This window comes from Hoeflea sp. 108, assembly GCF_000372965.1.
GTDB lineage: Bacteria > Pseudomonadota > Alphaproteobacteria > Rhizobiales > Rhizobiaceae > Aminobacter.
This window is the reverse complement of sequence record NZ_KB890024.1, coordinates 329665-354018: the sequence shown is the minus strand read 5'-3', so window position 1 is coordinate 354018 and position 24354 is coordinate 329665. Positions and strand designations below refer to the sequence as shown.

Sequence of the window (24354 nt, the reverse complement as noted above, 5' to 3'; positions counted from 1 at the left end):
AACCAACGTCCCGCAACGGCAGCTGCGTCAGGAAAGCGGTGGCTCTCGCCGGGACCTTGCTTTAAAAGCCTTGGACTTAGCAAAATTCGAGGCACGCGATGTCCATGAGAGCCGACGATCTGATCGACCGCCGCCGGTTGCGGCGCAAGCTGACCTTCTGGCGTATTGCCGCATTGGTGATTGCTGCACTGGCCATCGTCGCCGTCTCGACCTGGATGGCCGGCGACAGGCTACCGGGCGTGGCCAGCGACCACATCGCCAAGGTCAGGATCGAAGGCACGATCACCGAGGACGAGGACCTGCTCGACCGCCTCGACAAAATCCGCAAGTCGCCGTCGGTCAAGGGCGTGATCCTGTCGATCGATTCGCCCGGCGGCACCACCGCCGGCGGCGAGGCGATCTTTGACGCCGTGCGCAAGCTCGCCGCCGAGAAGCCCGTGGTGACGCAGGTCGGCACGCTTGCCGCATCGGCCGGCTACATGATTGCTTCCGCATCCGACCACATCGTGGCGCGCAAGTCCTCGATCGTCGGTTCGATCGGGGTGCTGGTGCAATATCCCGACCTGACCGGATTGATGGACAAGCTCGGCATCAAGCTCGAGGAAGTGAAATCGTCGCCGCTGAAAGCCGCACCCTCGCCCTTCAAGCCGACGACAGACGACGAGCGCGCAATGGTCCGCAACATGATCATGGACAGCTACGACTGGTTCGTCGGCATCGTCGCCGACCGCCGCGCGATGTCCAAGGCCGATGCCACGGCGCTTGCCGACGGCAGGGTGTTCACCGGGCGCCAGGCGCTCGCCAACAAGCTGATCGACGAGGTCGGCGGTGAAGACCAGGCCATTGCCTGGCTCGGCACCAAGGGAGTCGACGTCAAGTTGACGGTCGTCGAATGGAAACCCGCCCGCACGGGCAGCTTCTTCCTGCCGAACTCGCTGGCCAAGGCACTCGGCCGCGCGTTCGGCGTCGGCGACTTCTCGTCCGAAATCATCAAGGAAATGGGCGCCGAACGCTTGTTCCTTGACGGTATGCTGTCGCTCTGGCACCCTGAAAAAGCTGTGTCAGGCAATTGAAAAACAAATAAAATCATCGACATTTCGACGGGGACCGCGCGCATGATCAAGTCCGAACTTGTGCAAATTATTGCCACTCGCAATCCGCATCTGTTTCTGCGGGACGTCGAGAATATCGTCAGCGCCATCTTCGACGAGATCACCGAGGCACTGGCCGAAGGCAACCGCGTCGAACTGCGCGGGTTTGGCGCATTTTCGGTCAAGAACCGTCCAGCCCGGACCGGCCGCAACCCGCGCACCGGCGATTCCGTCGAGGTCGAGGAAAAGTGGGTGCCGTTCTTCAAGACCGGCAAGGAACTGCGCGAGCGCCTCAACGCGGCCAAATAGTCGATTTACGGTCGCCGCCAGTTTCAATCGGGAATGCCCATGTTTAACCGCGTCATGCTCATCGTGGTCCTGGTGCCCCTGGCGATCGTGCTGATTGCGCTCGCCGTGGCCAACCGCGCGCCCATCGCCTTCACGCTCGACCCCTTCAATCCCGGCAATCCAGGCTTGACCGTACAGGCGCCGCTGTTCGTGCTCTTGTTCCTGGCGCTCGGGCTCGGCGTCATCCTCGGCAGCGCGGTGACCTGGGTAAAGCAGGGCCGTCACCGCAAGGTGGCGCGCCAGCGCAGCCTCGAGGCCGAGAGCCTGCGCCAGGCGGCGAGCCAGCGTCCGCCGGCCGCACCGCAAGGCCCGGCACTGCCGCGCCCGCACTGACAGGCGCCAGGCGCGCCTTCTGGGGGAAAATCCATGCTGCAATTTTCGGCCGGCGATATCGATCGGGCCCTGACCTTTCCCGGTCTTGTCGAAACGCTGAGAACCGCCTTTCGCGAAGGCGCGGTGCAGCCTGTGCGCCACCATCATACGGTCGAGCGCGCCAAGGGTACTGACTCGACGCTGCTTTTGATGCCGGCCTGGACCGACTTCAAGGCGCCCGCCGCCGCTGCCGAGGGTCATATCGGCGTCAAGATCGTCACCGTTTCGCCTGACAACAACGATATCGCCAAGCCGGCGGTCGTCGGCATCTATCTGCTTCTCGACGGCGTCACCGGCGAGCCACAGGCCTTGATGGATGGCCCACGGCTGACCCAGTGGCGCACGGCCTGCGCCTCGGCGCTGGCTGCCACCTACCTCGCCCGCGAGGACGCCTCGAAGCTCCTGGTGATCGGTGCCGGCGCGCAGTGCCGGTTCCTGGCCCGCGCCCACGCAGCCGTGCGCCCGATCACGGAAATCCGGATCTGGAACCGTACGATCGCCAATGCCGAGACGCTGGCCGCGTCGCTGAGGAGCGAAGGCTTTGACGCCAAGGCGGTGTCCGACCTCGATGCAGAGCTCGGCTGGGCCGACATCGTCACCGCCGGCACGATCTCGACCACCCCGCTGGTGAAGGGTGCGAGGCTGAAGCCGGGCGCCCATGTCGACCTCGTCGGCGGCTTCACGCCCGGCATGCGCGAGGCCGACGACGACGCCATCTCGACTGCGCGCGTCTATGTCGACACCCGCGCCGGCGCCACCAAGGAAGCCGGTGACATCGTCCAGCCGATCGCGTCCGGCGTGCTCAAGGCCGACGCCATCATCGGCGACCTGCATGAACTCGCGCGCGGCCAGAAGGCCGGCCGCCAGTCGGCGGACGAGATCACCCTGTTCAAGTCGGTGGGTGCCGCTCTCGAGGATCTCGCCGCCGGCATCGCCGTCTACAAGTCGCTCAAGCCGAAAGCCTGAACTCGACGTCGGCAGCCATGGCTTCCGCGATCAGGCGAAAGTCGTGCTCGCTGAGCGGACAGAGGCCGAAGCGCAGTTGGTAGCCCCAGTTGGGCCCCGCCGTGAAATCGAGCTGCCCGGCGAGCGCTGCGACAGGCACTTCGTGTGCAACGGCCCAATCGACATCCCTGCGGGATGGCACGAAGCCTCCACCCATGTCGAAACGACAGGGTTCGCCCGGTCGCACCCGGCCGATTGCCGTGAAGGATTTCAGCCCATCCTTGCCGCCCATGACTGTCGACGGCGAATAATAGACCACGCCGTCGCCGGCGCCGATCCGGCGCAGCGGGCCTACCTTGCCGTGGCAGACCTGCATGAAGCCGCTGGCCCGGCCGATACGGACATGATCAGCCGAGGCGACGGCCAGCCAGTTGCCGGTGCTCATGCCCGTACTCATGGCTGCGCCACAGCTGCTTCGTCGAGGCAATAGACGCGCAGGCGATGGCCATCCGGATCGAGCGCCACGAAAGTGCGGCCAAAATCCATGTTGCCGGGCGCCTGCAGGATATTGAGCCCGCTTTCGGCCCATTCGGCATGGGTGGCGTCGACAGCGTCAGGGGTCTCCAGCGCAAAGACAAGTTCGGCTCCGCCGCCTGCCGCAGCTGCCGCCGGCGCGACTGTGTGGCGCGACCACAGGCCGAGCTTGAAGCCGTTGTCGAGCACGAACATGACGAAGGTCGCTGATGTCTCGACCGGCTGGCAGCCAAGCAGCCTGGCGTAGAATGCGCCGCTGGCCTCGGGGCTGTCGACATAGAGGATGATGAAGTTGGGGCTGCGCATCTGTGCTCTCCTTTTTGGGACGAGGACAGGTGTAACCGGCGCCACTGTCAGATTCTGGCAGTAGCGTTCAAAGCCTCCTGGAGGTGCCGAGCGTCGCCCGCCATTCCTTCAGCATGACGACGCGGCGGCGAGGGTAACGCGTGTCGGTGGCGGCGAGGTCGGAGATGCGGTCGGCACGAAAGTGCCTGAAGTCCTGGCGCATCTCGCACCAGGCGACCATCACCCGAACCTTGTCGAAGAAGCCGAGCGCAAAGGGCCACACCCTGCGTCGCGAGCTTGCTCCCGAAGCATCCTCATAGGTCATCTCGAGCTTGCGCTCGCCGCGGATCGCCTTGCGAATGATCCCGAGGTCGGCGCCCTCACGCGTCGCCTCGGCACTTGGGCCGACCAAAAGCGCGGTGGCGTCGAGCTCTTCGCGCAAATCGTCGGGCAGGACGGAAGAGATCTTAGCCAAGGCGTCGGCCGCGGCTGCCGAAAGCCTGGTGTCAGGCTGCTTGGCCACCCAGCGCGATCCAAGCACGATGGCCTCGATCTCCTCGTCGGTGAACATCAGCGGCGGCAGCATGAAGCCGGGCTTCAGCACATAGCCCAGCCCCGGCTCGCCCTCGATCGGCGCGCCCTGCCCCTGCAAGGTGGCGATATCACGGTAGAGCGTGCGGATCGATACATCCAGCTCGCCGGCAAGCACAAGCCCGCTCACCGGCCGGCGGTGGCGGCGCAAGATCTGGATGAGGTCGAGCAGGCGTTCGGAGCGCGACATGATTCTCGGGCGAGTTTGGCGTGTACGATAGGCCGCGGCATGCATCGCCGGAAGGCATGGAGTGGCGAAAGCCCTTCAATAGCTCTTATCGTCCAACGGGTTCACCATCAGGGCTTTGAGAGAGCCGCGACCTGCCCGCGACCGCCCGTCCGGTTGCGGTGCGAGATGGCCTGTGTCAAAAGCGGCCAACCATCTGGAGACGCCGTTCCTTGAAGCATCCGCGCGACAAACGCCGCGACAGCCGCCCGCAACCGCCCCGCAAGAGCGGTGCCGCGCCCGCGCAAGCGCGCGAACGCACCGAGCGGCAGCCGGAGCGCAGGCAGGAGCAGAGGCCAGCTCCGCGCCAGGACCATAAGCCAGAACCCAAGCATCAGTCCGAGCCAAGGCATCAGGTCGAGCCGAGGTCGGAACCACGCAAGCTTACGCGCCGCGAAGGAGAGTTGCCGGCCGAGCGCCTGCCGCTGATCCTCGAAGTCGCGCCCAACGACGACTACGCCTTGCTCGACTCGGGCGACGGCCAGAAACTCGAACAATACGGCCCCTATCGCATCGTGCGCCCCGAGGGGCAGGCGATCTGGCAGCGCGCGCTGCCGGCAAAGGAATGGGACCGCGCCGACGCGGTCTTCACCGGCGACACCGATGAAGAGGGCCTGGGCCGCTGGCGCTTCCCCAAGGAACCGCTCGGCGAAACATGGCCGATGCGCCATGACGGGCTGCACTATCAGGGCCGCTTCACCTCGTTCCGCCACGTCGGCGTATTCCCCGAACAGGCGACGCACTGGGACCACATGGCGCGGATGATCGTGGAGGCCAAGCGCCCGGTGAAGGTGCTCAACCTGTTCGGCTATACCGGGCTTGCCTCACTGGTAGCCGCCCGCGCCGGCGCCGAGGTCACCCATGTCGACGCCTCGAAAAAGGCCATCGGCTGGGCGCGCGAGAACCAGGAGATGGCCGGTCTCGCCAACAAGCCGATCCGCTGGATCTGCGAGGACGCAATGAAGTTCGTCGAGCGCGAGGAGCGCCGCGGCAGCCGCTACGACATCATCCTGTTCGATCCGCCGGCCTATGGCCGCGGACCCAAAGGCGAGGTGTGGCAGCTGTTCGAGAGCCTGCCCGCCATGACCGACATCTGCCGTTCGATCCTGACGCCGAAGCCGCTGGCGGTGGTGCTGACGGCCTATTCGATCCGCGCCTCGTTCTTTGCCATCCACGCTTTGATGCGCGACACCTTCGCCGGCATGGGCGGCACCATCGAGTCGGGCGAACTCGTCATCCGCGAGAAATCGGCCGGACGGGCGCTTTCGACATCGCTTTTCTCACGCTGGGTGGCCAAATGAGCGAACATCGCACCGGAGCGCCCGGCCGCGTCAAGGAAGTGACGAGCCTTGCCAACCCGCTGGTCAAGGACATCAAGTCGCTGGCGCTGAAGAAATTCCGCGACCAGCAGAACGCCTTCATCGCCGAAGGCCTGAAGCTGGTCATCGACGCGCTCGACCTCGGCTGGACGATCAAGACGCTGATCTTCGCCAAGTCAGGCCTCGGCAATCCGGCCATCGAGAAGGTCGCGGCGCGCACCCGTGCCGCCGGCGGCGATGTGCTCGAAGTGTCGGAAAAGGTCATCACCGCGATCACCCGCCGCGACAATCCGCAGGCTGTCGTCGGCGTGTTCGGCCAGCGTTTCGTGCCGCTCAGGGACATCAGGCCCAAGGACGGCGAGGTCTGGGTGGCGCTCGACCGGGTGCGCGACCCCGGCAATCTCGGCACCGTCATCCGCACGGTCGATGCGGTGGGCGCGAAGGGCGTCATCCTGGTCGGCGACACCACTGACCCGTTCTCGCTTGAAACCGTGCGCGCAACCATGGGCTCGATCTTCGCGGTGCCGGTCGCCAAGACGCACCCGGATGCCTTCCTCGAATGGCGCAAGGGTTTTGCCGGCATCGTCGCCGGCACGCATCTCAAAGGCGCGGTCGACTATCGTTCGGTCGATTTCGGCACGCGACCGGTGCTTTTGATGATGGGCAACGAGCAGCAGGGCCTGCCCGACAATCTGGCCGACGCCTGTGACAAGCTGCTGCGCATCCCGCAGGCGGGCCGTGCGGATTCGCTCAATCTCGCGGTCGCCACCGGCGTCATGCTGTTTGAAATCCGGCGCGGCGCGCTGAAGCTTTAGGAGCCGCCGGTGAAGCCAGTCGCATTCTACGGGATCGTCACGGCGCTCGCGGTTGCGATCGACCAGTGGATCAAGGTGCTCGTCGAGGCCAATCTGGTCATGCACGAGAAGATCGACCTGCTGCCCTTCCTGGCGCTCTACCGCACCTACAACACCGGCATCGCGTTTTCGATGTTCTCCAATGTCGGCGACACCGGCCTGATCGTGCTGACCGGCGCGGTCGTCGCCTTCGTCACCTTTCTCGCCATCAAGACCACGCCGGAGCAGACCATTTCGCGCTTCGGCTTTGCCCTGATCGTCGGCGGCGCGCTGGGCAATCTCATCGACCGTACGGTCTACGGCCACGTCATCGACTACATCCTGTTCCACACGCCTGTATGGTCGTTCGCCATCTTCAACCTTGCCGACGCCTTCATTTCCGTAGGTGCCGCCCTGGTCGTGCTGGACGAATTCCTGGCCTGGCGGCGCGGCCGCGCCGAGAAAGCCAAGGCGAACGATTGACACCCCGTCCGGGAACCGAGTTCGGCTTCCGGCCAGAATGATGTTCAGATTCAACAGATTAGATTACGCTCGGTGTGCCCGGCCGGACGCGCATAGTTCCAGCCGGAATGGCATTCTACGATAGTCGTGACTTACGCACAGAATTCGCTTGGCGATTAGCAAAAATTTCAGGAAGGTCGCAATCGGGTCCAAGCTCTGCCACAATCGCTATCCATGATGCAGGGTGTGGGAGGAGCCAATAAGGCACTGTCTGGACTGTTCTTCGGTCACGCGGCGTAGATTCGTGGGCTGGAACGGCGGGTGGGACGCTCGGTATTTTCGAGCAAACGGGGCCTAGTGGAGAGTTGTTTGTGAGAATGCCCTTCAGGTCGGGCGCTGCCAATCAGCCGCGCTCTTCGATGATGTTCACGAAAACCGACCAGTCATCCTGGCGCGACAACGCGCCGAACCGTGGCTTGGTCTGCGGCGTGTTGGCGATGACCGCTCTGATGAGCGTGACCGCCGTTTCCGCGCTTTTCATCGTTCCCCACCTCGGACAGCATTCCGCCAACAGCGCGCAGGAAGTGCGCCGCGCTGAAGTCCAGCCGGGGGCCGAGCCAGCAAAAGACAAGATCACCACCATCACGGCAGAGCCTACAGGCCGCCAGAACCGGCTGGCCTCGACCAGCTCGTCGATCATTGTGTCCAGCGCCATGGCCGAAGAGGCGACCGACATGCCGCTGGCCGCTGATCCGCGCTGGGCCCAGGTGGTGGCGGCGAGCGCCAACAAGCCGCTCGAGGCCATTCCCGCAATCCCCGGCGCCGAAAAAGTCATAGCCAAGGATCCGGTCGAGACCGATGCCCTGGCTCTGGTCGAGCCGGATGCCAGTGCCACTGCAGCCGTTCAGGCGATCGAAAACGAGACCGCGGACGCCGAAATGGCGCCCGAGGCTGCGCCTGCAGCGGCCAAGCCAGCCCAGCAGGCCCAGGCCGGCGGCCAGATCACCATCAAGCGTTCTGTGAACATGCGCTCCAAGCCCGGCGGCGCCGTACTCGAAGTCATCCCGGCAAAGGCTTCGGTGGAAGTCGTGTCATGCACCAAATGGTGCGAGATCGTCTTCAACGGCCAGCGCGGCTTCATCTACAAATCCTACGTCCAGTAGCGCCCGACACGATCGTTAAAACTCGAACGATCCGCCAAAATCTTCCCTAAGCTCTGCCTGCTAGGCTTCCGCCATGATGACGGAGTCAGGCGTTACCGAGGAGAGCAAGGCAAGCGACGCAGCCGCGACCGAGGCTGAGACGTCGACGCCCAGGCGTATCCTGACCCCGCAACCGCTTGAGGCGGAACTGCCGAAGGAGCCGCCGCGCGGCCTCTACTTTGCGACGCTGGTCACCGTGCTCGTGCTTGCCGGGCTCGCCCATCTCACCGGCGCGCCAAGCTTCATCAGCATCGGTCTCATCTGTGCCGGCACCGCCGGCCTCGTGCTTCTGGCCCGCAGTCTCAGCGAACGCGAACGCGCCGCCGGCGCCATCACCAAAAACGCCTCGCGCAACCGCGCCGAGATCGAAACGCTCGCCGACCGCATGTGGGAATTACAGGAAAGCGAAGAGCGCTTCCGCGGCCTCATCGATGCGCTCGGCGACCTGGTCGTGCACCGCGACCGCGACGGCCGCATCGTCTATGCCAACAAGGTCTTTGCCGACCTCGTCGGCAAGGACCTGCGCGACCTTGCCGGCAAGACCCTGTCGGAACTCGGCGTCGACGTCGGCGTGGTGCCTGATGCCGCCTTTGCCGAAGGCGAGTGCCTGAGTTCGACCGATGTCGGCATCCGCTCGGCCGGCATCGTGCGCTGGTTCTCGTGGATCGAGCTGTCGGTCCGTGACAAGGCCAGCCATGCGGTTTCGCACCGGGCCATCGCCCGTGACATCACCGCCCGCAAGCGCGCCGAGACCGCGCTGATCGGCGCGCGCGAACGCGCCGAATTCGCCAGCCAGGCCAAATCGCGCTTCCTGGCGACCGTCAGCCATGAAATCCGCACGCCGATGAACGGCATCATGGGCATGGCGAAGCTGCTTCACGACACCGAACTGTCGCCCGAGCAGCGCACCTATCTCGGCGCGATCTCGACTTCGGCCAGCGCGCTTCTGGCGCTGATCGAAGATCTGCTCGATTATTCCAAGATCGAGGCAGGGCGCTTCGATCCCGAGCCGCAGCCGATGTCGCCGCGCGAGATGGCCGACAATGTGGTGGAACTGCTTGCCGCACGCGCCTTCGCCAAGGGCATCGGCCTCGGCTGCCATGTCGCCCCCGATGTGCCCGCGATGATGACGGCCGATCCGGGCCGTGTTCGCCAGGTGCTGCTCAATCTGATCGGCAATGCGGTGAAATTCACCGACGCCGGCGGCGTACGCCTGACTGTGCGGCGCATCGACGACGGCAATCCCGGCAAGATCCGCTTCACCGTCTCCGACACCGGTACCGGCCTGCGCCCGGAGGACATGGAACGCATCTTCGAAGAGTTCGAACAGGCCGACGGCACCTCGACCCGCTCGCATGGCGGCGCCGGTCTCGGCCTTGCCATCTCCAAGCGCCTGGCCACCTCGATGGGCGGGGCGCTGACGGTCACCAGCGTGCCCGGCCAGGGCTCGGAATTCTCGTTCGACCTGCCGGCCTATGGCGCCTCGGACGAAGCCCCGATGCGCGGCGACGCGCTGGCCGGCCGCCAGGCGGTGATCCTGTCACGCAACACAACCGAAGCCGAGGCCATTGCCGAGACCATCCGTGCCCATGGCGGCAGGGCTGACATCGTGGCGACGCCGGAACAGGCCCGCCTTTACGCCGACGGATGCAATGCGCTGCTGGTCGATGCCGCCATGGAAGACACCGACGGCCGCTTGCTGCGCCATATGCGGGAACGCGGCTTTGCCACGGCGGATGCCGTGACGCTGATCGCGCCCACCGACCGCGGCCTGCTTGGCGAACTGCGTGCCAGCGGCTACGCCACGTTCCTGGCCCGGCCGGTGCGCGGCGAAACGCTGATGCGCGTCCTCCTGGCGGCCAAGGGCAGCCTTGCGAACCAACCGCAGGCAGCGAATCGCCTGAGGGCGGCAAAGCCTGCCGCAGGCGGCAGCCTGTCGGTGCTGATCGCCGAGGACAACGACATCAACGCCATGCTGGCTCGCGCGGCGCTGACCAAAGCCGGCCACCGCGTCGAGGTGGTCAACAACGGCAAGGCCGCCGTCGAAGCCGTCACCAGCGGTTCGCACAAACATCGCTACGACGTCGTGCTGATGGATATGCACATGCCCGTGATGGACGGCCTGGACGCAATTTCAGCCATCCGCCGGCATGAGGAACAGCACGGGCTTGCCGCCGTTCCGATCATGGTTTTGTCGGCCGACAGCCAGGAAAAGACCCGCCACGCGGTGCTCGCACATGGCGCCAGCGGCTTCATCACCAAGCCTCTGGACCCCGATGTGCTGATCAGTCTGGTCGAGCAACGGGCAGCTGCCTAGAGGTCATCTCTCTGATTTTCCTAGCCGGCTAGACGAAGTTGCTTGCCGTGCAAGTCTTGCCCGGGCGGGTCGATCACGATACTGTCACAATCCTGTAGCACCGACACCGTATCCCCGCGCCAGGAGGGATGGCTCGAAGGAGAATCACCCGTGCATACAGCCTTGCCGGACAGTGACACCCAGAAAGCCAATGGCGCCAAGGTGACAGTGCCTTCCAATCCAATATTGCCCGGAACGCCCCTCGGAAAGATCGGCACGCTCGAGGTTCGCCTCGCCCGCGACGAATCGGAGATCGCTGCCGCGCAGCAAGTACGCTACCGCGTCTTCTTCGACGAGCTGGGCGCCAAGAAGCAGGCGCTGCACACCATCGACCAGCGCGACGCCGACCGATTCGACGACATCTGCGACCATCTGCTGGTCTTCGACACATCGATATCGGGCCCCACGCACCGGCAGATCGTCGGCACCTACCGCCTGCTGCGCCAGGAGCGCGCGGCCGAGGCCGGCGGCTTCTATTCCGACGACGAATTCGAGCTCAAGAAGCTGATCGCGCGCCATCCCGGCCAGCGCTTCCTTGAGCTTGGCCGCTCCTGCGTATTGCCCGAATACCGCTCGAAGCGGACCATCGAGGCGCTGTGGCAGGGCATCTGGTCCTATCTCAACCGCTATGACATCGACGTCATGACCGGCTGCGCCTCGTTCCACGGCACGGTGCCAGCGGCGCATGCAGAGGCGCTGACCTATCTCGCCCACCACTGCCGTACCAGCCCCGACTGGGACGTGCGCGCCGTGGCCGGCCGCTACTGCCAGATGGACCTGATGCCGATCGAGGCAATCAATGCCAAGGCTGCGATTTCGTCCATGCCGCCGCTGGTGAAGGGTTACCTGCGCGTCGGGGCCAAGATCGGCGACGGCTGCGTCATCGACCATGACTTCGGCACGGTCGACGTCTTCATCGTCATGCCGGTCAAGGAAATCGGCGCCCGCTATATCAACTATTACGGCGGCGAAACCCAGCGATTCGCCGCATAGAGCGATGGCCGACGACCTCCAGCCCGCCTTCGACAAGCTGCTCATTGCAGCCGAGGGGCTGGCGGAGGTGGTCGCGGGCACGTCCTACGGCACGCCGTCCCTTCACGTCCGCAAGAAAGTTCCTCTGCCGGGTCAAGGATGCCGACACGGTGGCGGTGATGTGCGCGCTGGAGGAGAAGGAGATGCTGATGGAGGCGGATCCGCATCTCTACTTCGAGACTGCCCACTACAAGGGCTGGCCCATCGTGCTGGTGCGCGTCCACGACATTCCGCTCGACCAACTGCGAAGCCGCCTCGACCGGGCCTGGCTGATGCAGGCGCCGAGAAGCCTGCTCAAGACCCGGCAGGCAGCGCACTGAACGCCGGGAGGGCTAGCGTGATCGAACTCAGGCGCACCGACACCGGCTCCCGGCTGATCAAGGCCTCGGCCGAAACGATCTATCGCGCGCTGGTCGATCCCGAAGCTGTGGCAAGCTGGCGCCCGCCACAGGGTATGCGGGCAGAAATCCTGGCATTCGAGCCGCTCGAAGGCGGCACGTTCCGGATGGCCTTCATCTACGAAGATGCCGGATCGCACGGCAAGACGTCAGACAACGCCGACGTCTTCGAGGGCCGTTTCGTCGAACTGGTGCCCGACAGGCGCGTCGTCGAAGTGATCGAGTTCGAATCCGACGACCCGGCCTTTGCCGGGGCCATGCGCATCGTGACCACGCTGGAACCTGTCGCAGGCGACACGCGGGTGACCGTCAGCTGCGAGGACGTGCCACCAGGCATCAGTGAGGACGATCATCGGGAAGGCATCGCCTCATCGCTCGCAAACCTCGCCGCGTTTACGGAAAGCTAGGTCTCAGCCGCAGGTTTCGGAGGCGAGATCGTTGATGCGCTGTTCTCTCACGGCGTCGGCGACATTGGGCACCATTGCAAGGCAGACGAGCGCGCAGGCGCCGGCGATCAAAAGCCTGGCAGGCCTTCTGAAATGTCGCCCGTTCAGCACGACCCCCGCACCATAGATCGCAATTGCCACGGCGCCGAAAAACAGCACCGGGCCCGGGCCGTCGCAATCGATGCCACCGCCACCCCAGGCCTTGTATTCATTGGCAGGCAGCAGCCCGAGGAAGGCTATTGGCAGCGCGGCAACAAGCACGGCATAGCCGAAAACGGCCCAGCGGCGGCGCACTCGATTCGGTTCTTCCATGCCCGATGGTCGCATTGCGCCCGAAAGGCGGCAATGGTTCCGAGGTCAGGTCGCAACCAAGCTGAAAGGCACTTTACTTTATTTCGGTATTTACCTAAATACAAAACATGGACCGTATCTACAAAGCTCTGTCCGACCCGACACGCCGCGAAATCATCCGGCTGCTGCGCCAGCGCGAGATGACCGCCGGCGAGATCGCCGGCCACTTCAGCCTGTCAAAACCGACGCTGACCGGCCACTTCGGCGTGCTGCGCGAGGCTGGCCTGATCCAGGGCGAGAAATCGGGCACCAGCATCACCTATTCGCTGCAATTGTCGGTTCTCGAGGATGCATTGGCACTTTTGATGGACCAGTTTCGCATCGGCCAGCCCCGCGCCGGCACGGCCAGCAACCCCAAGGTGACGTCATGAACAACGCGCTTCCGCTGAAATTCAGCGCGGCTGCCCTGCTGGCGATGGCAGCTGCTTCCGCCTGGGCGCTTACAGTCGTCCCCGGCGATACACAGGTGGCCGTGCATTTCAACCTCGAAGGCGCGCCCGACCGCTTCGCCAGCCCACTCTTCGCCTTCGCCATCATGCCGGTGGCCGTGCTGCTGTTGTCGCTGATATTTGCGGTCGCACCGCGCTTCGAGCGCAGGCGGGACAATCTCCAACGCTCCGGAAATGCCTATGCCACTTTCTGGATCGGCAGCCTGGCGATCCTTCTGGTCGCCCATGCGGTCATCATAGCAAGCGCGCTGGGCATGGCTTTGTCGATCCCGCGCGGGCTGACCGCCGTGCTTGGCCTCTTCCTGATGGTGACCGGCAATGTCGCGAGCCGGATCAGGCCGAACGGCATCATGGGCGTGCGCACGCCATGGACACGCGCCAGCGACCGCATCTGGGCCAAGACCCACCGCGTGTTCGGCTGGGCCTCGGTGCTGCTGGGGCTTGGACTGGTCGCGCTGGCCATCGCCAATGCCGCGCCCGCCATCATGGTGTCGGCCATCGTCGGCGGCGTCGTTGCGATCAGCCTGGGCAGCATCGCCTATTCCTACTGGGCCTGGCGGCAAGAACAGGCGGGCGCTTGAGCTTACGTTTGCCGCAGGTCCGACCCGCTATCTTTGCCCGGCGAGCTCTCGGCCGCCTCGCCCTGTGTGATCAGCCGGGCGCTGCGCTGGTTGCGGGCATGGATCCACAGCCAGTTGATCGCCACGCTGAGCCGGGCCCGCGAACCGATCAGAAAGTAGATATGGGCGATACCCCATAACCACCATGCCAACGCGCCCCGCAGCTTGATCCGGCCAAAATCGATCACCGCGCGCCGCTTGCCGATCTGGGCGAGGCTTCCCTGATGGCGATAGCGGAATGGCATCTGCCCTGTCTCGCCACGCAGCCGCGCCTTGATGATGGCGGCCACATGCTGGCCCTCCTGCTTGGCCGCAGGCGCGATGCCCGGCACCGGCTTTTCGTTCGGGCCATTCACCGTGACGGTGTCGCCTATGGCAAAGATCTCGGGATGACGGGGGACCGTGAGGTCGGGCATCACCTGGAGACGCCCGGCCCTGTCGGCAGGCACGCCCAGCCACTCGGCTGCGGGAGAAGCCCGCACGCCGGCAGCCCAGATGATCGTGCTTGTCGCCAGCCTGGCGTCGCCATAGGCAACGCTGTCGGCCGTGCAGTCGGAAACGGCGCGCCCAAGCTCGACCTCGACGCCAAGCTTGCGCAGCGAGCGCAGCGCATAGTCGGAGAGTTCGTCGGGAAATCCGGCCAGCACGCGCGGTCCGGCTTCGATCAACACGACCCGGGCTCTTGCCGTGTCGATGTTGCGAAATTCGCGCGGCAGCGTGTCCCGCGCCAGTTCGGCGATCGTGCCGGCCATTTCCACGCCGGTTGGGCCTGCGCCGACGATGACAAAGGTCAGCAACGCCACCTGCCTGGCAGGATCGGTTTCCCGTTCGGCCTGCTCGAACGCCACGAGGATGCGTCGCCTGATCGTCGTGGCATCTTCCAGCGTCTTCAGGCCGAGCGCATAAGGCTCCCACTCGTCATGACCGAAATAGGCGTGGCGAGCGCCTGTCGCCAACACCAGCGTGTCGTAAGGCACCGAGGCGCCATCCTGCAGCTGCACGAGGCGACGCTCCGCATCGATACCCGACACATTTGCCAGGACGGTCGTCACCTCCGGCCTGTCGCGCACGAGCGAACGGACTGGCCAGGCAATCTCCGATGTCGCAAGCGAGGCTGTGGCCACCTGGTACAGCAAGGGCTGGAACAGATGATGATTGCGCCTGTCGATGAAGGTGATGTCGACCGCAGCGCCAGCCAAACCCCTGACGACTTCCAGACCGCCAAACCCCGCGCCGACGACCACTATTCGCTGATGCATGAATGCTGCCCTTGCTTGCTGGGTGCATAGTAGAAGCAAATTTCAGGACAGGATATAGCTTGGAAGCTCAGGGAATGTCTTCGGGCCGGCGGCCGGGGCGGCTGCGATAGGCGGGAAAGGTCCAGCCGAACTTCAGCGCCCCGCCACGCACCATGAAGGCAGCGACGAAGGCGACAAAGGCCGACACTTCGGTCGGCAGCTCCGCCAGTTCGGCGAGCGTATAGATGCCGGCACCCGTCATCGCGGCCGACACATAGATTTCGGGCTTCAGCAGCACCGATGGCTCGCCGGCAAGGAGATCGCGCAGGATGCCGCCGAAGGTGGCGGTCAGCATTCCCATGATGATAGCGACTGTCGGCGACCCCGTCGCCTCCAGGCCCTTGGCCGCACCGATCGCGGCATAAGCGGCCATGCCGAGCGCATCGAGCCAGAGCAGCAGCTTGTAGCGGGATTCGACCAGATGGGCAGTGAAGAACACGACGACTGCCACGGCGGCGCAGACCAGCACATAGGCCGGGTTGACCACCCAGAAGACCGGCAAGCCGAGAATGACGTCACGGACAGTGCCGCCGCCAATGCCGGTGAAGCTTGCCAGGAACAGGAAGCCGATGACATCGAGCTGCTTGCGCGATGCAGCAAGCGCGCCCGTGGCGGCAAACACCGCCACGCCGGCATAGTCGAGGTACAGCAGCGGGTTCATGGAAGAAGCGAATAGGGAAAGAACACTGCAGCCCCCCGTTTGGGCTCACTGTAGCGATGAATTCCCTGTTCGCTACTCCCTATTCGCCATTCGCTTCTCAGGCGTCTTTCTCGGCCTGCTCGTTCACCGGGCCAGGCTCGGCCGGGGTCTCGCCGGCGTGCTTGGGGCCGCCCTTGGCGACGCCGACCATGGCCGGGCGCAGGACGCGATCGCCGATGGTGTAGCCTGATTGTACGACCTGCACGACCGTGTTGGCCGGGACGGCCGGGTTCGGCACCTCGAACATCGCCTGGTGGAAGTTAGGGTCGAACTTCTCGCCCAGCGGGTCGAGCTTGCGCACGCCGTGACGCTCGAGCGCCGAAAGCATCGCGCGCTCCGTCACCTCGACGCCCTCGATGAGGCTGGCAAGGCCGTCGCCGCCGGCCGCCTTGGCCTCGTCGGTGACTGCCTCGATGGCGCGGCGCAGATTGTCCGACACCGACAGCATGTCGCGTGCGAAATTGGCCGCTGAATAGGCTCGCGCGTCCTGAACGTCGCGTGCCGTGCGGCGGCGCAGGTTCTCCATCTCGGCCGCGGCACGCAAAGCGCGGTCCTTCAGCTCTTCGTTTTCCTTGAGCAGACGCACGACGGCTTCATAATCGCCGTCGATGCCGCCTTCGAACTTTTCGGCCTGGGCCTCGGCAGCCGCCGTCTCGTCGGGCGCGCGTTCGTCTTTTGCCTGGTCGCTCATCGCCAAATCCCGCTTTTCATCAGATTGGAAGTTGCGCCCGATATCGAGCTTCGGGTGCCAAAAATCAAGGGGCAAGGGCCGTTGAGACCGGATGCCGCGCCGGACTGGGCCAAGATCGCCACCCTCGGATATTAAGTCAAATTTTACCCAAACGGCGCAGCTTTTTCACTGCAAATGCGCGGCATAGGAACCATTTGCCGCCCGCAGGAGTTCTTCCGGGCAACAAAGGGTCTGATCATGGCAGGAGCACGTACACAGCAGGCAGCGCGGTTGACGGCGCATATCCGGCGAGAGATCGCGACGGAAACCAACCAGCGCGTCTTGAAGGCCCTGCCAGCGTTCCGCGCCGACCACGACTTGCCCAAGAAGCTCAAGCGCCTGCTTGAAAAGCTCGCCAACGTCGAGAGCGGGCCAACGCAGCGCTAGTTCCGTCTGGTTGCGCGCCGATCAGCCGGCGGTGCGGCGCCAAGCGTATTTCGCACCCTTCTCCACGGGTCCCGAAGCCTTCGCAGCCGGCTGGTAATAGAGCGGCAGACCGCCGGAGTTGCCAGCCTCAAGACGCTTCAGCAGCACCGGATGCGACACCTCGAACTCATCGAAACCGACGCGCAGCATGTGCGGCAGCTGGTCGACCAGCACCTGGCCGGTCGCGCGCACTGCGCCCTTGAAGCCATGGCGGCTGCGCAGCAGCTCGGCCTTGGAAAAGGAGCGGCCGTCATTGAAGGCCGGAAAGGCCAGCGCCACCAGTGACAGCTCGCCGAGCAGGTCGAGGATGGCGTCGAGCTGGTCGCCGGGCTGCAGCTGAACGCCCAGCCTTTCGCCGGCCGCGTTGCGCTGCTCCGGATCGAGGTCGAGATAGGCGTGCAGCGGCAGGATCACCCTGGTGTTGCCAGCCAGTGCCGACGCGTCCTCGGCATGGATCCAGCCGTCCTCACGAAAACCTTCCGGCGTCCACAGACGGATCCTAGTCTCTGAAGTCGCTTCGGTCATACGCAAGTTCCTAAAGGGATGTGTCGGTCAGCGACTGTTCGAGACCGGAAAGATGGATGCCGCATTCGGTCTTGGCCTGGCCGGCCCAGCGACCGCTGCGAGCGTCTTCGCCCGGCTTGACCGGCTGGGTGCAGGGGAAACAGCCGATCGAAAGGTAACCGTAGGCGACAAGCGGATTCTCGCGCAAGGCATGCTTGCGCATGTAGTCGGCGAGGTCGGACGTGCCCCACCGGGCGAGCGGATTGATGCGGAAACGCGGGCCGACCTGCTCGAACGCGGCGAGCGCCGAACGCGTCGATGCCTGGAAACGCTTGCGGCCGGTGAACCAGGAGCCGAAGGGTTCCACGCCGCGCGCCATCGGCTCGACCTTGCGCACGTCGCAGCAAGCGTCGGTATCGCTCTTGTGCAGGTCGCCCAAAGGGTCGATGCGCGCCAGCGCTGCCTCGCCTGGAGTGACGATACGGATGTCGGTCAGGCCGAAATCTGCCGCCAGCGCGTCTCGGTAGTCGAGCGTCTCGCCGAAATGCTTGCCGGTGTCGAGGAAGACGATCGGCAGGTTGCGGTCGACTTCCGCAATCATATGCAGCAGCACGGCGGAATCCGCGCCGAAGGACGAGACCGCAGCGATGCCGCCATCGAAGCGCTCTACCGAACGCACGATGATCTCCTGCGGCGTCAGATGCCCGTGGAGCGCATCGAGCGAAGCGGCCTCGGCCTGAACCTGCGCTACGATCCCGGCGTCCGGGGTCTCGGCGTCAGGCTGCCTTGGCTTCGCTTGCATAAAGCGCCTCCTTGAACGGCGCGGGGCCGACGCGGCGATAGGCGTCGAGGAACTTTTCCGCCGGGCCGCTGCGGACCTGGAGATAGGTTTCGACAATGGTCTCGATCGCGTCGGTGATCTCTTCCGGGCCGAAGCCGCGGCCGATGATCTCGCCGACCGTCGTGTGCTCGTCGGCCGAGCCGCCGAGCGTCACCTGATAGAGTTCCGCGCCCTTCTTCTCGACACCGAGGATACCGATATGGCCGACATGGTGGTGGCCGCAGGCGTTGATGCAGCCCGAGATCTTGAGCTTCAGTTCGCCGATGTCGCGCTGACGCTCGAGCGAGGCGAAGCGGCGCGAAATGTCCTGTGCCACCGAGATCGAACGGGCATTGGCCAACGCGCAATAGTCGAGGCCCGGGCAGGCGATGATGTCGCTGATCAGGTTCGAGTTGGCGGTGGCCAAATCGGCCGCCACCAGCGCATCATAGACCGCCTTGAGGTCGGCGCGCGCGACATGCGGAAGGATCAGGTTCTGCTCATGGCTGACGCGGATCTCGTCGAAGCCGAACTTCTCGGCGATGTCGGCGACGACTTCCATCTGGCTGTCGGTGGCATCGCCAGGCGCTTCGCCGATGGCCTTCAACGAGATGGTCACCGCGGCATAATCGGGATTGTGGTGGGTGAAGACGTTCTGGTCGAGCCACTCGCCGAAGCTCTTCGAATCCAGGCGCGCGACCTTGAGCACGTCGTCGCCCTCGGGACGGGCAGCGAGAACGGGCGGCGCGAAATAGGACTGGATGGCCGCAACGTCCGATTCCGGCAGCTTCAGTTCGCCATCCTTCAGCGCCTGCCACTCCGCCTCGACCTGACGGGCGATCTCGTCGACGCCGGTCTCGTGGACCAGGATCTTGATGCGCGCCTTGTACTTGTTGTCGCGACGGCCAAAGAGGTTGTATACGCGCAGGATCGCCGTCGTATAGGAGAGCAGATGCTCTTCCGGCAGGAAGTCGCGGATCTTCTTGGCAACCATCGGCGTGCGGCCCTGGCCGCCGCCGATATAGACGGCGAAACCCAGCTCACCCTTGTCGTTCTTCTTCAGGTGCAAGCCGATGTCGTGGGTCTGGATGGCGGCGCGGTCGCGCTCGGCGCCCGTCACCGCGATCTTGAACTTGCGCGGCAAGTAAGAGAACTCCGGATGCACCGTCGACCACTGGCGCAGAATCTCGGCATAGGGCCGAGGATCGGCAACCTCGTCGGCCGCAGCACCGGCGAAATGGTCGGCCGTCACGTTGCGGATGCAGTTGCCCGAGGTCTGTATGGCATGCATCTCGACCGAGGCGAGGTCGGCGAGGATCGCCGGAATGTCCGACAGAGCAGGCCAGTTGAACTGGATGTTCTGGCGCGTGGTGAAGTGGCCGTAGCCCTTGTCGTATTTGCGGGCGATGTGGGCGAGCATGCGCAGCTGCTTTCCGCTCAGCGTGCCGTAAGGCACCGCGATGCGCAGCATGTAGGCGTGCAGCTGGAGATAGACGCCGTTCATCAGCCGCAGCGGGCGGAACTGGTCCTCGGTGATCTCGCCGGCAAGGCGGCGTTCGACCTGGTCGCTGAAGTCGGCGACACGGGCCTTCACGAAGTCATGGTCGAACTCGTCGTAGCGGTACATGGTCGTCTTCCGGTGTTGGTCAGGCGGCAGCGGCAGGGCGCGCCTGCTTGCCGAGGTCGAGACGGTTGGTGGGGCCGGCGGCGCGGATCACCTCGCGCAGGCGCAGCGGCTGGATCGCGCCCCCAACGACGTTGACGTCGATCAGGTTCACGTCGACCACCTCGTTGTTGTCGTAGGCATGCTTGCCGATGGCCTCGAGCCTGGTCTCGCCGTCCTTGTCGGCGACGATATCGGCGCCGTCGATGGTCTCGGCCCAGTTGCCCGTGGCCGAAAACCATACGGCCTCGCCGTCGGTCAGCCTGTTGGCGGTCAGGATCTTCATGCCCTTTGTCCTTCCATGACAGCGATTGCCGCCGTCCCATGCCTGCGTGCCGAAAGCGGCTCGGAGCGTTCGAAATTGGCGCCGGCGACGGCGTCGCCGATGATGGTCATGACCGGGCCGTCGAGGTCGATGCGACCTTCGAGCGACGGCAGGTCGGCGAGCGTGCCGTGGAAGCGCCGGCGATGCCTCAGGCTGGCATTCTCGACCACGGCGACCGCCGTATCGGGCGACAGTCCCGCCTCTATCAGACGGCCGGCGACGTCGGCGGCAACAGACCGCCCCATATAGACGGCAACCGTCGCGCCCGAGATGGCGAGCCTGGCCCAGTCGGGCAGCGAACCGCCCTTGAGGTCATGGCCGGTCGTAAACACCATCGAGGAGGTGACGCCGCGCAGCGTCAGCGGCAGCTCGAAATCGGCAGCGGCGGCAAAGGCCGAGGTCACGCCCGGCACCACCTCATAGGACACGCCGGCATCGCGCATCGCCTGCATCTCTTCGCCAGCGCGGCCAAAGACCAGCGGGTCGCCCGACTTGAGCCGCACGACGCGCTTGCCGTCCCGCGCGAGCGCGACCAGCAGATCGTCGATCTCGCTTTGCGTCTTGGAATGGCAGCCCTTGCGCTTGCCGACCGACAGACGCTCGGCGTCGCGGCGGCCCATGGCGACAACCGCCTCGGGCACCAGCGCGTCGTAAACGATGACGTCGGCTTCCATCAGAAGACGGTGGGCCCGCAACGTGAGCAGGTCCTCGGCGCCGGGACCGGCACCGACCAGGGCAACATGACCGTTCGCGGGCGCGTCGCGCAACAGGATTTCGGTGGCGGCGTCATGCGCTTCGGCAAGGGTAGCGTTGTCCAGCGCACGTGCCGGCGCGCCTTCGAAGAACTCCCGCCAGAAGGCGCGGCGGACATTGCCCCTGGGCAACAAACGCTCGACCGCATCGCGGAAGCTCGCGGCCAGTGCCGCGAGTGCGCCGAGCTGCGGCGACAGCATGCGGTCGATGCGGGCGCGGATCATCTGGGCGAGCACGGGCCCCGCGCCTTCGGTGCCGACGGCAACGGCGACCGGCGCGCGATTGACCAGTGCGGGGGTGAAGAAATCGCACAGTTCCGGCCGGTCGACGGCGTTGACGGCGATGCCGAGACGGCGGGCGTCTTCGGAGATACGTCGGTCAAGCGCCTCATCGCCGGTCGCGGCAAAGACCATCACCGCGCCTTCCACCAGCGATGCATGATAGGCAGCGTGGATGCGCAACGCGCCATTGGCGGCAATCCAGTCGCGCAGCTGCGGCTCGACGTGATCGGCGATGATGCGGATTTCGGCGCTCGACTGGCTGAGCAGGCGCGCCTTGGCAAGCGCCTCGTCGCCGCCGCCGACAATGGCCACGGCCCGGCCCTCGACCTTGAGAAAGATCGGGAAGGCGTTCAACTTGGGGGCGGCTTGAGTCATGACGCGAGGGTTCCGGAGGACCCGCCATTTCTAGCCGCCGGCACCCCTTCGTAGAAGAAACCCACTCGCGCGCGCCGATGGTGGATGCAATCGCTTTTGCCTTCGCGCACGAGGCAGAAGAATTTTTTTCCAACATTGGCAGGCGAAGCCGCCTCCGGTTTTCAAGACCATACCGAGCCAGAGCGGCTGAACACCAGTGTGGAACCCGCGGAAATGCTTATGATTGCGGCTTCTGACGCGAGCTCGCCGACACAGCGCAGCCGGAGACGCCACCCTGCCGGTCGGACGGCTTTTTCCTAATTTCTACTGATTTAGTAGAATTAAGACAGGACGCCGCCAGCCAACTTCGGGACAGGGTCTGGCCTGGCCAAAAGCTTATGTTCCGTGACGGTCATAGGTCGCGCAAACGGCCTCGATCTTCTCCTGCGACCCGCAAGCCTGATGCCGGCGACAGCATTTCCACCCTGCCAACCAAGACCCGAGTCAGTCTCGGCGTCATCATATCGAAACGACGTTTGCTCGCAACCAGGTCGGATCGGCGCATACGATCGTCCCGGCGAATAGTTCCGATATCATTCGAGCGAAACTTTTTTGGCCAGGGATGAAGTTTCTGGGTCAACCAGGGTTGCGCTTGCAGCATTGCGTCCACCATATTGGAAATGCAGCGGATTTTTCCGCCGCACCCCAAAGAAAATCTGAAACTCTTTTCAAAGGTGCCGCCCGGACAATGCCGCATGACACGCCCCTCATCGCAACCATCGTCGCCGGTCTGGGGCTGGCATTCATCTTCGGCGCGCTCGCCAATCGCTTCAAGGTTCCGCCGCTCGTCGGCTACCTGATCGCCGGCATGCTGGTCGGGCCCAACACGCCCGGCTTCGTCGCCGACCAGAAACTGGCGCTCGAACTCGCCGAGATCGGCGTGATCCTCTTGATGTTCGGCGTCGGCCTGCATTTTTCGCTCAAGGATCTGCTGTCGGTGCGCGCCATCGCCGTCCCCGGCGCTGTCGTCCAGATCGCCTTCGCAACCGCCCTTGGCGCCGGCCTCGCCTGGATGCTCGGCTGGTCGCTTGGTGCGGGTCTCGTCTTCGGCCTGGCACTATCGGTCGCCTCCACCGTCGTGCTTCTGCGCGCGCTGCAGGAGCGGCGCATGATCGAGACCGAGCGCGGCCGCATTGCCGTCGGCTGGCTCATCGTCGAGGACCTCGCCATGGTCATGGCGCTGGTGCTGCTGCCCGCGCTCGCCGGCGTGCTCGGCGGCGAAGAGCAGGTGGCGCATGCGCCAAACATCCTGGCTCTGAGGTTCGATTTCGGCATCTGGGGCGTTGTCGGCATCACGCTGGCCAAGGTCGCCGCCTTCGTGGTGCTGATGATGGTCGTCGGCCGGCGCGTCATCCCGTGGATGCTGCATTACGTGGCGCATACCGGCTCGCGCGAGTTGTTCCGCCTGGCAGTGCTGGCGATTGCCCTTGGCGTCGCCTTCGGCGCAGCCAAACTGTTCGGCGTGTCGCTGGCGCTCGGCGCCTTCTTCGCCGGCATGGTGATGAGCGAATCCGAACTCAGCCATCAGGCGGCCGAAGAAACCCTGCCGCTGCGCGACGCATTCTCGGTGCTGTTCTTCGTGTCGGTCGGCATGCTGTTCGACCCGACCAGCCTGTTCACCGACACCTGGCCGATCCTCGCCACGCTGTTCATTATCGTCATCGGCAAATCGGTCGCCGCCTTCCTGATCGTGCTTGCCTTCGGCTATCCGGTGGCGACCGCATTGATCATTTCAGCCAGCCTGGCGCAGATCGGCGAGTTCTCGTTCATGCTTGCCGGCCTCGGCGTCAGTCTCGAACTGTTGCCGGAGAAAGGCCGAGACCTGATCCTGGCCGGCGCGATCCTGTCGATCGTGCTCAATCCGCTGGTCTTCGCCGGCGTCGGTCGCCTGAAGCCGTGGCTGGAGAAGCGCGCCGGCAAGGTGCCGGAAGCCGTTGAGGCCGTGCCCATCGGGCCAGCCACCGAGCCCGGCGAGGTTGCCACCACCACGCCGGCCGCCGCCAAGATCGATGAGGACACGCCGCCACCGACCAAACTCACCGACCACACCATCCTGATCGGCTATGGCCGCGTCGGCTCGCTGGTCGGTCAGTCGCTCAAGGATGCCGAGCTGCCGTTCCTGGTTATCGAGGATTCCGACAAGACCATCGCCAAGCTGATGAGCGAAGGCGTCGAGACGGTGCCAGGCAACGCGGTCAAGGGCGAGGTGTTCGGCGCGGCCAACGCCGCCGGCGCCAAGCGGCTGATCCTCGCCATCCCCAACGCCTTCGAAGCCGGCCAGATCATCCTCAAGGCCAAGGCCGCCAATCCCGAGATGAAGATCATCGCCCGCGCCCATTCCGACGCCGAAGTCGACCACCTGAAGAACCTCGGTGCCGACCAGGTGATCATGGGCGAACGCGAAATCGCCCGCGGCATCGTCGAGCAAGTGATGCAGAAACCTGCTGCGGACGCGGAGCCCGTCGAAGACCGCAGGCCGGATGCGCCTTCGGCGGCCTGACCGAGATCGGCCGAAACGGCTAGCAAAACGACAAAACCCGGCGAGCCTCTCGCCGGGTTTTGTCGTTTGGTGTGCCCGCG

Annotated in this window: 28 protein-coding genes; 16 read left to right on the top strand and 12 right to left on the bottom strand. The window is 64.9% G+C overall.

All coding sequences use genetic code 11. The annotated features are described in order from the left end of the window. Positions 1-98 precede the first annotated feature (98 nt). Genes sppA through B015_RS0101730 form a run of 4 tightly spaced genes read left to right on the top strand, consistent with a single transcriptional unit; the run spans position 99 to position 2777 of the window. On the top strand, positions 99-1073 hold the full coding sequence (sppA, locus tag B015_RS0101745) for a signal peptide peptidase SppA (RefSeq protein WP_026226783.1): 975 nt from the start codon (positions 99-101) through the stop codon (positions 1071-1073). 42 nt (positions 1074-1115) lie between these two features. Next, positions 1116-1400 carry an integration host factor subunit beta gene (locus tag B015_RS0101740; protein ID WP_018425927.1) on the top strand — a complete coding sequence of 95 codons (285 nt, stop codon included), beginning with the start codon at positions 1116-1118 and terminating at the stop codon, positions 1398-1400. A 39-nt stretch (positions 1401-1439) separates the two neighbouring features. Further along, positions 1440-1772 (top strand): LapA family protein, encoded by a 333-nt coding sequence (locus B015_RS0101735; protein ID WP_018425926.1) that lies wholly within the window; start codon positions 1440-1442, stop codon positions 1770-1772. Positions 1773-1805: 33 nt separating this feature from the next. Beyond that, entirely contained in the window at positions 1806-2777 is a 972-nt protein-coding gene (locus B015_RS0101730) for an ornithine cyclodeaminase family protein (RefSeq protein WP_018425925.1), read from the top strand. Here B015_RS0101730 and B015_RS0101725 read toward each other — a convergent pair. The 3 genes from B015_RS0101725 to B015_RS0101715 all read right to left on the bottom strand — a co-directional run bounded on the left by B015_RS0101725 (position 2761) and on the right by B015_RS0101715 (position 4356). Continuing rightward, entirely contained in the window at positions 2761-3201 is a 441-nt protein-coding gene (locus B015_RS0101725; RefSeq protein WP_018425924.1) for an EVE domain-containing protein, read from the bottom strand. The genes B015_RS0101730 and B015_RS0101725 overlap by 17 nt on opposite strands. Before the next feature lie 8 nt (positions 3202-3209). Continuing rightward, a complete protein-coding gene (locus B015_RS0101720; protein WP_018425923.1) occupies positions 3210-3596 on the bottom strand; it encodes a VOC family protein in 387 nt (128 codons plus the stop codon). Positions 3597-3663: 67 nt separating this feature from the next. Continuing rightward, positions 3664-4356 (bottom strand): YafY family protein, encoded by a 693-nt coding sequence (locus B015_RS0101715; RefSeq protein WP_018425922.1) that lies wholly within the window; start codon positions 4354-4356, stop codon positions 3664-3666. A gap of 209 nt (positions 4357-4565) precedes the next feature. On the opposite strand from B015_RS0101715, the gene B015_RS0101710 reads away from it, so the two are divergent. From B015_RS0101710 to B015_RS0101675, 8 genes are all read left to right on the top strand, one after another. Beyond that, on the top strand, positions 4566-5693 hold the full coding sequence (locus B015_RS0101710; protein WP_018425921.1) for a class I SAM-dependent rRNA methyltransferase: 1128 nt from the start codon (positions 4566-4568) through the stop codon (positions 5691-5693). Then, entirely contained in the window at positions 5690-6526 is an 837-nt protein-coding gene (locus B015_RS0101705) for an RNA methyltransferase (RefSeq protein ID WP_018425920.1), read from the top strand. The genes B015_RS0101710 and B015_RS0101705 overlap by 4 nt, the downstream gene beginning before the upstream one ends. 9 nt (positions 6527-6535) lie before the next feature. Further along, positions 6536-7027 carry a signal peptidase II gene (lspA, locus tag B015_RS0101700; RefSeq protein ID WP_018425919.1) on the top strand — a complete coding sequence of 164 codons (492 nt, stop codon included), beginning with the start codon at positions 6536-6538 and terminating at the stop codon, positions 7025-7027. 398 nt (positions 7028-7425) lie between these two features. Further along, positions 7426-8169 (top strand): SH3 domain-containing protein, encoded by a 744-nt coding sequence (locus B015_RS0101695; RefSeq protein ID WP_157632668.1) that lies wholly within the window; start codon positions 7426-7428, stop codon positions 8167-8169. Between the two features lie 73 nt (positions 8170-8242). Further along, positions 8243-10525 (top strand): PAS domain-containing hybrid sensor histidine kinase/response regulator, encoded by a 2283-nt coding sequence (locus B015_RS0101690; RefSeq protein WP_018425917.1) that lies wholly within the window; start codon positions 8243-8245, stop codon positions 10523-10525. Between the two features lie 162 nt (positions 10526-10687). Then, positions 10688-11557, top strand: a complete 870-nt coding sequence (locus B015_RS0101685) for a GNAT family N-acetyltransferase (protein ID WP_018425916.1) — start codon at positions 10688-10690, stop codon at positions 11555-11557. A gap of 149 nt (positions 11558-11706) precedes the next feature. Continuing rightward, on the top strand, positions 11707-11916 hold the full coding sequence (locus tag B015_RS33760) for a hypothetical protein (protein ID WP_245262103.1): 210 nt from the start codon (positions 11707-11709) through the stop codon (positions 11914-11916). 17 nt (positions 11917-11933) lie between these two features. Next, positions 11934-12401 carry an SRPBCC family protein gene (locus B015_RS0101675; protein WP_018425914.1) on the top strand — a complete coding sequence of 156 codons (468 nt, stop codon included), beginning with the start codon at positions 11934-11936 and terminating at the stop codon, positions 12399-12401. Between the two features lie 3 nt (positions 12402-12404). On the opposite strand, the gene B015_RS30225 is transcribed toward B015_RS0101675, so the two are convergent. Continuing rightward, positions 12405-12752: a hypothetical protein gene (locus B015_RS30225; protein WP_018425913.1), complete on the bottom strand. Its 348-nt coding sequence runs from the start codon at positions 12750-12752 to the stop codon at positions 12405-12407. Positions 12753-12859: 107 nt separating this feature from the next. On the opposite strand from B015_RS30225, the gene B015_RS0101665 reads away from it, so the two are divergent. Next, on the top strand, positions 12860-13162 hold the full coding sequence (locus B015_RS0101665; protein WP_018425912.1) for an autorepressor SdpR family transcription factor: 303 nt from the start codon (positions 12860-12862) through the stop codon (positions 13160-13162). Beyond that, positions 13159-13821: an SdpI family protein gene (locus B015_RS32090; protein ID WP_018425911.1), complete on the top strand. Its 663-nt coding sequence runs from the start codon at positions 13159-13161 to the stop codon at positions 13819-13821. Before B015_RS0101665 ends, B015_RS32090 begins: the two co-directional genes overlap by 4 nt. Positions 13822-13823: 2 nt before the next feature. Here the strand turns inward: B015_RS32090 and B015_RS30215 are convergent, their stop codons facing one another. The 3 genes from B015_RS30215 to grpE form a co-directional block, all read right to left on the bottom strand. After that, complete coding sequence (locus B015_RS30215; protein WP_040455935.1) at positions 13824-15119, bottom strand: NAD(P)/FAD-dependent oxidoreductase; 1296 nt, start codon at positions 15117-15119, stop codon at positions 13824-13826. A gap of 67 nt (positions 15120-15186) precedes the next feature. Beyond that, complete coding sequence (locus B015_RS0101650; protein WP_018425909.1) at positions 15187-15819, bottom strand: trimeric intracellular cation channel family protein; 633 nt, start codon at positions 15817-15819, stop codon at positions 15187-15189. Positions 15820-15916: 97 nt separating this feature from the next. After that, a complete protein-coding gene (gene grpE, locus B015_RS0101645; protein WP_018425908.1) occupies positions 15917-16549 on the bottom strand; it encodes a nucleotide exchange factor GrpE in 633 nt (210 codons plus the stop codon). Between the two features lie 237 nt (positions 16550-16786). On the opposite strand from grpE, the gene B015_RS0101640 reads away from it, so the two are divergent. Next, positions 16787-16975, top strand: a complete 189-nt coding sequence (locus B015_RS0101640; RefSeq protein ID WP_157632667.1) for a hypothetical protein — start codon at positions 16787-16789, stop codon at positions 16973-16975. Positions 16976-16996: 21 nt separating this feature from the next. Here the strand turns inward: B015_RS0101640 and B015_RS0101635 are convergent, their stop codons facing one another. Genes B015_RS0101635 through cysG form a run of 5 tightly spaced genes read right to left on the bottom strand, consistent with a single transcriptional unit; the run spans position 16997 to position 21735 of the window. Continuing rightward, complete coding sequence (locus tag B015_RS0101635; protein ID WP_018425906.1) at positions 16997-17539, bottom strand: DUF934 domain-containing protein; 543 nt, start codon at positions 17537-17539, stop codon at positions 16997-16999. Between the two features lie 10 nt (positions 17540-17549). Then, on the bottom strand, positions 17550-18320 hold the full coding sequence (locus B015_RS0101630; protein WP_018425905.1) for a phosphoadenylyl-sulfate reductase: 771 nt from the start codon (positions 18318-18320) through the stop codon (positions 17550-17552). Continuing rightward, positions 18295-19965: a nitrite/sulfite reductase gene (locus tag B015_RS0101625; protein WP_018425904.1), complete on the bottom strand. Its 1671-nt coding sequence runs from the start codon at positions 19963-19965 to the stop codon at positions 18295-18297. The genes B015_RS0101630 and B015_RS0101625 overlap by 26 nt, the downstream gene beginning before the upstream one ends. A gap of 19 nt (positions 19966-19984) precedes the next feature. Next, positions 19985-20287, bottom strand: coding sequence for a DUF2849 domain-containing protein (locus tag B015_RS0101620; RefSeq protein WP_018425903.1), 303 nt, complete (start codon positions 20285-20287; stop codon positions 19985-19987). Beyond that, positions 20284-21735 (bottom strand): siroheme synthase CysG, encoded by a 1452-nt coding sequence (gene cysG / locus B015_RS0101615; protein ID WP_018425902.1) that lies wholly within the window; start codon positions 21733-21735, stop codon positions 20284-20286. Before cysG ends, B015_RS0101620 begins: the two co-directional genes overlap by 4 nt. Before the next feature lie 727 nt (positions 21736-22462). On the opposite strand from cysG, the gene ybaL reads away from it, so the two are divergent. After that, positions 22463-24274: a YbaL family putative K(+) efflux transporter gene (gene ybaL / locus B015_RS0101610; RefSeq protein WP_018425901.1), complete on the top strand. Its 1812-nt coding sequence runs from the start codon at positions 22463-22465 to the stop codon at positions 24272-24274. Positions 24275-24354: the final 80 nt, after the last annotated feature.